Genomic DNA, 2,970 nt, shown 5'->3' on the forward strand with positions numbered 1-2,970 from the left:
TCACCGTGTTCAGGTCACGGTGACGCCGCTGCGGGGGGAAGTACCTGAGGCGATCTTTTACGACGGGGGAATCGCGTCAGGCACTGCGGGGGGTGGCAGTTGTGGTCCTGAGGTCGACGACCTCGGGCTCCGCGAGACGGTGGTCCCGCTGGTCGAGATTGACGAAGATCATGCCGTACCGCACGGCACACCGCACCGGCTGCGGCGCGCCCCGCGGCTTGCGCAGACAGCGGTACGCCCGTACGTCCTCGTCCTCGTCCCGGGTGACCACCACCGGTTCGCCGAACACCGTCACCATCAACGAGTCGCCGCTGTGGGGGATGGCGGTGACCAGGTCGATGAAGTGCCAGCCGGAACGGTAGGCGGTGGCCATCTCACGACGGAAGGAGCGGTCGTCGGGAGGCGTGGTCATGGTGATCAGTCCCACCGCGTGTCGAGCGGGGCGACGTCCCACCTCGTGTCCGCCGGCGTCGTGTCCCACCTGGTGTCGAGCGGCGTCGTGTCCCACCGGGTGTCCAGCGGCGCGGTGTCCCACCGGGTGTCCTGAACGCCAGCCGCTGTCACGGTCCCCCCGGCACCCGGCTCCTGCGCGCTCGTCGCACCGGAGAGGCCAGCCAGTGTTCCGACGGCCGCAACGGCGGAGAGAGCGGCAACAAGCGCCGAGCGAAGCATTCTGTTACGCATGGTCGGCTTCGTCCTCACTTGAAAGTCCCCTCTTCCCCCGTCGAGTTAGACGATGGCTCATTCAGGCACATCATCGCCACACGATCGGTGCATCATGTTCCTGCATGTTCAGGACCCTGGGGGGTGGAGATTTGGTGACAAACGGGGCAGAGGCGACACATCCCCACGCGGTGACCGAGATGTGCGCGGAAGGGAGCCGCCTGTACGCGAGCGCCCTGCGCACCGGCCGCATCCCGCGCGCGGAGACCGAGACCGCCCCGTGCCTGATGGAGTTCGCCCTGCTCCACCCCGATCCGGACGACCCCGGCTGGCTGCGGCCCGTGGCGCCGGCCGTCGCGCTGGCCCAGCGGCTGACCCCCATCGAGCGGGAGATCGCCGAGCGGCGGCGCCGGTCCATCGTGCTGTCGGAGATATTCGAACCTTTCATGACGCTCAGTGCCCGCGAGGACGCCCCGACCCACGCCATCACCGTGCTGGAGGGCCTGGACCGCATCAACGCGGCCCTGGACCTGGCGACCGGCCAGTGCCGCACCGAGGTGCTCACCGTGCAGCCCGGGGGCCGCCGCAGCCCCGAGAACCGTCTCCTGGAGGCGCTGGACCGCGACCGCCCGCTGATCGATCGCGGGGTACGCATCCGCACCCTGTACCAGCACACCGCCCGCTACAGCGCCGACCGCCTCGCCTACGTGGACCGCTTCACCGACGGCAAGGCCGAGTACCGCACCATCGACGAGCTGGTCGAGCGGCTGATCATCTGCGACGAGACGGTGGCCTTCATCCCGGTCCGCGAGGACCGCCAGGTCGCCCTTGAGCTGCGCCACCCCGGCCTGGTGCGCTACCTGGTCAAGGTCTTCGAGTTCATGTGGAGCCGCGCGGTCCCGCTGAGCGCCGGGACACCGTACGAGACCGCTCCCGACGGCATCACCGACGTCCAGCACTCGATCGCCAAGCTTTTGGTGGAGGGTCATGTCGACGAGGCCATCGCGCGCCGCCTCGGGATGAACGTCCGCACCTGCCGCGCCCACATCGCCAAGCTGGCCACCGCGCTGGGCAGCGGCAGCCGGGCCCAGCTCGGATATCTCATCGCCCGCTCCGGCATCCTCAACGAGGAGGCCTGAGCGGGTGGTTCAGGGTGTGCGCACCCCGCCGGCGGAAGCGGGCGCCGGTCCGTGCGTCGGGCCGTCCAGCCCCACCTGGGCGATGCGCACACCGAGTTGGGTACGGCTGGTCGCGCCCAGGGTCTCCGAGAGCCGGGCTATGTGCGCGCGGCAGGTACGCACGCTGATGCCGAGCCGCTCGGCGATCACCGCGTCCTGGTGGCCCTCGGCGAGCAGCGCGGCGATGGCGCGCTCCCGGTGCGAGATGCCCTCGATGCCGGTGTCGGGCAGCGGCGCGGTGAGCGGGATCGCCAGCCGCCACAGCCGCTCGAACACGGTCACCAGGTACTCCACCAGCGCCGGGTGACGCAGCTCCAGGGCCATGGTGCGGTCGGTGTTGGCGGGGATGAAGGCGACCGTGCGGTCGAAGAGGATGAGCCGGTCGATGACCTCGTCCAGGGTGCGGGCCTCCACCGCGTCGCCCATCAGCTCCAGGTAGTTCAGCAACCCCTGCCCGTGCCGGGCGACATGGGTGTACAGGTCGCGCATCCGCACCCCGCGGCCGCGCAGTTCCAGCGCCCGGTGCAGTCCCTCGGTCAGCTCGGCCTCGCGCCGGATACCGCCGGGCTGCACGGTGAGCACCTCGGTGGCGCAGCGCTCGGTCGCCTCGTCCATCGCGGCCTGGATACGGGTCAGCCCGTCCAGCACCCGGATCGCGGTGCCCTCACCCTGCGGAGCGAGTTCGGGCAGCTGCCGGCCGAGCCCGGCGTACCGGTCGAACGCGGCGACCGCCGAGCCCATCCGGCGCTGGCTCTCGGTGACCTCGTCGTAGACCCCGCGCAGCAGCCGGGTCAGCACCTCCTGCGGGGAGGTGGGGACCAGCCAGTCCATGTCGTCGGGGTCGGGGTGCAGCAGGGCCAGTTCGAGCAGGCAGGGCACCGGCTCCGCCTCCGCGCGCGGCACCCGGCCCCGGCGTACGGCGCGGGAGTACACGCGGTCGCCCGGCCCGCAGAGCCGGTCGGCACCGTGGGGATGTCCCTCCGTCGCGTGCCCGGCCATCGCCCTTTCCACCCCCGGTCGCCGCCACTTCGCAGCGCCACTATGCGCGGCCCCGCCCGCCTCCGCAACACGGCTCCTCCCGGCCCGCGGACCGCGAAACACCGGTTTGCCCGGATCGCCACGGCCCGGC

General features: G+C 71.3%; 3 protein-coding genes. 1 reads left to right on the plus strand and 2 read right to left on the minus strand.

What is annotated here, in order from left to right:
- Positions 1 to 76: 76 nt before the first annotated feature.
- On the minus strand, positions 77 to 412 hold the full coding sequence (locus ACFWN1_RS32590; RefSeq protein ID WP_384370151.1) for a hypothetical protein: 336 nt from the start codon (positions 410 to 412) through the stop codon (positions 77 to 79).
- A gap of 376 nt (positions 413 to 788) precedes the next feature.
- Between ACFWN1_RS32590 and ACFWN1_RS32595 the strand changes: the two genes are divergently transcribed.
- Positions 789 to 1,802 (plus strand): helix-turn-helix transcriptional regulator, encoded by a 1,014-nt coding sequence (locus ACFWN1_RS32595; protein ID WP_384370154.1) that lies wholly within the window; start codon positions 789 to 791, stop codon positions 1,800 to 1,802.
- Positions 1,803 to 1,811: 9 nt separating this feature from the next.
- On the opposite strand, the gene ACFWN1_RS32600 is transcribed toward ACFWN1_RS32595, so the two are convergent.
- Positions 1,812 to 2,840 carry a LuxR C-terminal-related transcriptional regulator gene (locus ACFWN1_RS32600; RefSeq protein WP_384370157.1) on the minus strand — a complete coding sequence of 343 codons (1,029 nt, stop codon included), beginning with the start codon at positions 2,838 to 2,840 and terminating at the stop codon, positions 1,812 to 1,814.
- Positions 2,841 to 2,970: the final 130 nt, after the last annotated feature.

The sequence above is a fragment of the Streptomyces sp. NPDC058459 genome (genome assembly GCF_042721685.1).
GTDB lineage: Bacteria > Actinomycetota > Actinomycetes > Streptomycetales > Streptomycetaceae > Streptomyces.